Consider the following 6,567-nt stretch of genomic DNA (forward strand, 5'->3'; position numbering starts at 1 on the left):
CTCCGCGGCACCCGCACCGGCGTCTTCACCGGCGTCATGTACGACGACTACGGCAACCGCCTCATGCAAGCCTCCCCCGACGGCTTCGAAGGCTTCCTGGGCACCGGCAGCGCGAGCAGTGTGGCGTCCGGCCGGATCGCCTACAGCTTCGGGCTGGAGGGCCCCGCCATCTCGGTGGACACGGCGTGCTCGTCGTCGCTGGTGGCCCTGCACCTGGCCGTTCAGGCCCTGCGCAACGGCGAATGCGACCTCGCACTGGCCGGCGGCGTCACCGTCATGGCCACTCCCACCGCTTTCATCGAGTTCAGCCGGCAGCGCGGGCTCGCGCCCGACGGACGCTCCAAGTCGTTCTCCGCCGACGCCGACGGAGCCGCCTGGAGCGAAGGCGTCGGCCTGCTGCTCGTCGAACGGCTCTCCGACGCCCGCCGCAACGGCCACCGCGTCCTCGCGGTCGTCCGCGGCTCAGCGGTCAACCAGGACGGCGCCTCCAACGGCCTGACCGCGCCCAACGGTCCGGCGCAGATCCAGCTGATCCGCGAAGCGCTGGCCGGCGCGGGACTGTCGGCGTCCGACGTCGACGCGGTGGAGGCGCACGGCACCGGTACCACCCTCGGCGACCCCATCGAGGCCGAGGCGATCCTCGCCACGTACGGGCAGAATCGCGAACGGCCGCTGTGGCTCGGCTCGGTCAAGTCCAACATCGGCCACACGCAGTCGGCTGCGGGTGCGGCCGGGGTCATCAAGATGATCCAGGCGATACGTCACGGGATGCTCCCCCGCACCCTGCACGTCGACGAGCCCACCCCGCACGTCGACTGGGACAGCGGAAACGTCCAACTCCTCACCGAAGACCGCGACTGGCCCGCGACCGACCGGCCGCGCCGGGCCGGCATCTCCTCCTTCGGCATCAGCGGAACCAACGCCCACATCATCATCGAGGAGCCGTCGGCGGTCGCGGAGACGCCGGAACCACCGCGGCCCGCTGCGGTGCCGTGGGTCGTGTCCGGCCGGAACCCGGAGGCGGTCCGTGCCCGGGCGGCCGATCTGCGCGCCTTCCTGGGGAGGCTGCCCGACGACGGTCTCGCCGCCGCCGGGCGCGCGCTCGCGACCGGGCGCGCGGAACTGGACCACCGCGCGGTCGTGACCGGCGCGGACCGGGCGGAGCTGACCGCCGCTCTGGAAGCGGTGGCGAGTGGTTCCGTCGCCCCGCAGGAGGTCACCGAGGGCAAGGTCGCGTTCCTGTTCACCGGTCAGGGATCGCAGCGGCCGGGCATGGGTGCGGAACTCCACGCGGCCTTCCCGGTGTTCGCCGAGGCCTTCGACGCCGCCCTGGCCGAACTGGAGCAGCATGTCGCCGTTCCGCTCCGGGACGTGCTCTGGGGCGACGACGCCGAGGCCGTGAACCGGACGGAGTTCGCACAGGCGGGACTCTTCGCCTTCAATGTGGCGCTGTTCCGGCTGGTCGAGTCCTGGGGCCTGCGGCCCGATCTGCTCGCCGGGCACTCCGTCGGCGAGCTGGCGGCCGCCCATGTCGCCGGTGTGCTGTCCCTGGCCGACGCCGCCCGGCTGGTGGCCGCGCGCGGCCGGCTGATGCAGGCGCTGCCGGACGGCGGGGCCATGGCGGCCGTGGAAGCCACCGAGGACGAGGTACTGCCGCTCCTCGCCCCCGGCACGGGGCTGGCCGCGGTGAACGGGCCGCGTTCGGTCGTGGTCTCCGGGGACGGGGACGCCGTCACCGCCATCGCCGCCGAGTTCACGTCGCGGGGGCGTCGGACAAGCATGCTGCGGGTGTCCCACGCGTTCCACTCTCCGCTGATGGAACCGATGGTGGAGGAGTTCCGGGCGGTCGCGGAGAGCGTCGCCTACGCTTCCCCCGCGATCCCCGTCGTGTCCACCGTGTCCGGTGAGGCGACCGACGCCTGGTCCACCGCGGAGTACTGGGTCCGCCACGTTCTGGCGACCGTACGGTTCGCCGACGGGGTACGGACCCTGCGGGACCGGGGCGTCACGACGTTCGTCGAGCTGGGCCCGGACGCCGCGCTGTCGGCGGCGGGTCCCGACTCCGCGCCCGATGCCGCGTTCGTTCCGCTGCTGCGCCGCGACCAGTCCGAGGTCGCGCAGCTCGTGGCCGGGCTGGGCCGGGCCCACGCGCGGGGCGCGGCCGTGGACTGGGCCGCGTTCTTCGGCCCGCGCAAGTGGGTCGACACGCCGACCTACCCCTTCCAGCACCGGCACTTCTGGCTGCACCCCACCGGCCGTACCGGCGGCGGCGCGGCCACCGGGCACCCGGTGGTCACCGAGGTCATCGAGCTGCCCGACGACCAGGGCGTCATCTTCACCGGGCAGCTCTCGGCCACGACCCACCCGTGGCTGGCCGCGTACGCCCTGCACGGCGCGACCGTCGTGCCGGAGACCGTCCTGCTCGACATGGCACTGCATGCCGCCCACCATGTCGGCCTCTCCGGAGTCGAGCGCCTCGCGGCGGAAACGCCGCTGGTCCTGCCCGAGACCGGCGCGGCCCGCCTGCACGTCACGGTGACGCCCGAGGAGCAGGGCCGCCGGACGGTCACCGTCCACTCCCGGCCCTCCGCAGCTCCGGACGCCCCGTGGACGCGGCACGCCACGGGCACGATCGCCGACGACGTCACCGCTTCGGCCGCCGGCGTCCCGGCCGAGTGGCCACCGGCGGGAGCCGTTCCTCTCGACCCGGAAGAGCTGGCGGACCGGCTCCTGTCGATCGGCCATTCCGGTGAGGATCCTCTGCTCGGCCTGCGCGCGGCATGGCGGGACGGGGACGTCGTCCACGCCGAGCTCCGGGCGACCGAGGAGATGGAGCAGAACGGCTTCGTCCTCGACCCGAGGCTGTTCCAGGCAGCGCTGTCGGCGGCGGGCGGGGGCGGCGACAAGCCACATGTCCCGGCCACCTGGACCGGCGTCACCGCGACCACCGCGACCACCGCCTCGCGCGACCTCAGGGTCCGGCTCGCCCCCACCGACACCGGCACCGACACCGGCACCGACACCGACACCGCTTCTGTGGTGGTCTCCGACACCACCGGCGCGATCGTCGCCACCGTCGACGCGGTCGGGTTCCGGCCGGTCGGCCCCCGCGAGTTCGCGAGCGCCGGCCTCGACCTCGGCTACGAGCAGGGCTGGACGGCGGTTTCGGTGTCGTCGCCCGTCGACGAGTCGCGCTGGGCGGTCCTCGGCGACGACACCACGCGCAGCCCCGGCGTTCCCGGCTCCCCCGGTTCCTCCAGCTCTTCCGACACCTCCGACACCTCCGACACCTCCGGCGTGCACGTCCCCGATCTCGCCGCACTGGGCCGACTCCTCGACGAAGGCACACCGGTGCCCGGCGCCGTCCTGGTCCCGTGCCCGGACGGCGGCGACGGCGACGCGGAGGCACAGCTCACCCGGATGCTGGAGCTCACCCACACGTGGCTGTCCGACGAGCGGTACGCCGACGCCCGCCTGGTCGTGCTCACCCGCGGCGCCGTCGCGGTCCACGACGCCGACCGGATCGACGACCTCGGGCAGGCCGCCGTCTGGGGTCTGCTCCGCTCCGCGCAGGCCGAGCACCCCGACCGCTTCGCCGTCGTGGACCTCGACGCGGAGGCCACCACGACCTCGGTGCTCGCCGCGCTGGCCACCGCCGAGCCCCAGCTCGCCGTTCGCGACGGCGTCCCGTACGCACCTCGTCTCGTCCGCCCGACGGTCCCACCCGGCGAGGCCGCGCGGGCGGCGCGGGAGGCTCCGACGCTCGACCAGGACGGCACCGTACTGGTCGTCCACGGCCCCGGCGCCCTGGCCGCACCACTCGTCCGTCACCTGGTGCGCGAGCACGGAGTACGTCATCTGGTGCTCGGCCGGACGCCGGGCGCCACACCTCCGGAGGCCGGCGAACTGGCCGAACTCGCGGCTCTCGGCGCCGAGGTGACCGTCGCGCCGGGCGAGACGACCGACCGGGCCGGTGTCGCCGACCTGCTGAGCCGCGTGTCGCCGGACCATCCGCTGACGGCCGTCGTACACGCCGTCGAGGAGTCGGACGACGGTGTGCTCACCGCGCTCACGCCCGACCGTGTCACCGCCGTGTTCCGGCCACGCGCGGAACTCGCCCGGCACCTGCACGAGCTGACCGCCGACGCCGGTCTCGCCGCTTTCGTGGTCTTCTCCTCCGCCGCGGGAACGCTGGGCCTGCCCGGTCAGGCGCACACCGCGGCCGCCGCCGCCTTCCTCGACGCGCTCGTCCACCGGCGCGACCTGGAAGGCCTCCCGGCCGTCCCCCTGGCCTGGGGCCCATGGAACCGACCGGACGAGGCGGACGCCGAGGCGAGGGGGGCCGAGGCAGCGCGCACGGCACGTTCCGGTCTGAAGCCGACGACAGTGGAGCACGGCCTCGCCGCGTTCGACCGGGCACTCACCGACGGCCGCGCCAGGACGATGCCGGTCCGGCTCGACCACTCCGAACTGCGTCGACAGGCACGCGCCGGAACGCTCGCGCCGGTCTTCCGTGCCCTGATCCGCACTCCGGCCGGCCGTGCCGCGGGCGGCGGCCACGACCTCGCCCGGCGCCTGCGCGGCCTCTCCGAGGGAGAGCAGACCCAGGTCGTACGCGAGCTGGTGCGGACGCACATCGCCTCCGTCCTGGGGCACCGCGGCGCGGACTCGATCGACGACGAACGACCCCTGCAGGAGCTGGGCTTCGACTCACTCACCGCCGTCGAGCTGCGCAATCGGCTGGCGACCTCGCTGGACCTCAAGCTGCCCGCCACCGTGCTGTTCGACTACCCGACCGCGAGCGCGCTGGCCGAGCACCTGCGAGTCCAGGTCCTCGGCATCCGACGGGAGACCTCCGTCGCCCGGACGACCGGTGTGGACGACGAGCCGATCGCGATCGTGGGGATGGCCTGCCGCTATCCCGGCGGCGCGGTCTCCCCGGACGCGCTGTGGCGGCTGGTGGCCGAGGGCACGGACGCCATCCGCGCGAGGCGCTGGCCATGGACCCGCAGCAGCGCCTGCTGCTGGAGACGAGCTGGGAGACGTTCGAGAACGCGGGCATCGACCCGGAGTCGCTGCGCGGCAGCCGCACGGGCGTCTTCACCGGCACCAACGGCCAGGACTACCTGACCCTGATGCACGGCAACAACGACCTCGACGGCTACCTGATCACCGGCAACGCGGCAAGCATCGTCTCCGGCCGCCTGTCCTACACGTTCGGGTTGGAGGGCCCGGCCATCTCGGTGGACACGGCCTGCTCGTCATCACTGGTGGCCCTGCACCTGGCGGCCCAGGCCCTGCGCAACGGCGAGTGCGACCTCGCGCTGGCGGGCGGCGTGTCGGTGATGTCCACGCCCGTTTCCTTCATCGACTTCAGCCGCCAGCGCGGGCTGGCCCCGGACGGCCGATCCAAGTCGTTCGCCGCGGCGGCCGACGGCACCGGCTGGGGTGAGGGCGTCGGTCTGCTGCTGGTCGAGCGCCTGTCGGACGCCCGCCGCAACGGCCACCAGATCCTGGCGGTGGTGCGCGGCTCCGCCGTCAACCAGGACGGTCAGAGCAGCCAGTTGTCGGCTCCCAACGGTCCCGCGCAGCAGCGGGTGATCCGCCAGGCCCTGGCCAGCGCGGGCCTGTCACCGGCCGACGTCGACGTGGTCGAAGCCCACGGCACGGGCACCACCCTCGGCGACCCCATCGAAGCACAGGCACTGATCGCCACCTACGGCCAGGACCGCGAAGCACCCTTGTGGCTGGGTTCGATCAAGTCCAACATCGGCCACAGCGCGGCGGCTGCGGGGGTCGCCGGCATCATCAAGATGGTCCAGGCCATCCGCCACGGACTACTCCCCCGCACCCTCCACATCGACGAACCGACCCCGCACGTCGACTGGGACAGCGGAAACGTCCAACTCCTCACCGAAGACCGCGACTGGCCCGCCACCGACCGGCCCCGCCGCGCCGGCATCTCCTCCTTCGGCATCAGCGGAACCAACGCCCACATCATCATCGAACAAGCACCCGACCAGGACCCGGTCACGCACGAGCCGCACAGCGGTCCTGTCGCCTGGCTGCTCTCCGCCAAAACCGAACCCGCCCTACGCGACCAAGCCACACACCTGCTCCACCACATCCAGAACAACCCCGGCCTAGAGCCCGCGGCCGTCGCCCGCACCCTCGCCGCCCGCACCATGTTCACCCACCGCGCAAGCATCGTCGCCACCACCCTCGACGACTTCCGCCCCGCACTCACCGCCCTCAAAAACGGCACCCCGGCCCCGAACCTGACCCAGGGCACCGCGACCCCCGGCAAAACCGTCTTCGTCTTCCCCGGCCAAGGCTCCCAATGGACCGGCATGGGCCTCGAACTCCTCAGCACCTCACCCGTCTTCGCCCACCACATCCACGCCTGCGACAAGGCCCTACGACCGCACACCGGCTGGTCATTGCTCTCCGTCCTACGCGGCGAACCCGACACCCCCGACCCCCACCGCGTCGACGTCCTCCAACCCACCCTCTTCGCCCTCATGATCGCCCTCGCCCGCACCTGGCAACACCACGGCACCACCCCCG

At 73.2% G+C, this 6,567-nt stretch carries 1 protein-coding gene and 1 pseudogene; both read left to right on the top strand.

Annotated features, from left to right (window positions below; all coding sequences use genetic code 11):
• Positions 1-36: 36 nt before the first annotated feature.
• Positions 37-6,203: pseudogene (locus IG94_RS43940) on the top strand (type I polyketide synthase); the annotation flags it as partial.
• Positions 6,204-6,350: 147 nt separating this feature from the next.
• Positions 6,351-6,567 (top strand): acyltransferase domain-containing protein (locus IG94_RS44160; RefSeq protein WP_282916626.1); only part of this gene is annotated, 217 nt, incomplete at its 3' end.

Origin of the sequence: Streptomyces olivaceus, from assembly GCF_000721235.1 — a bacterium.
Lineage (GTDB): Bacteria > Actinomycetota > Actinomycetes > Streptomycetales > Streptomycetaceae > Streptomyces > Streptomyces olivaceus.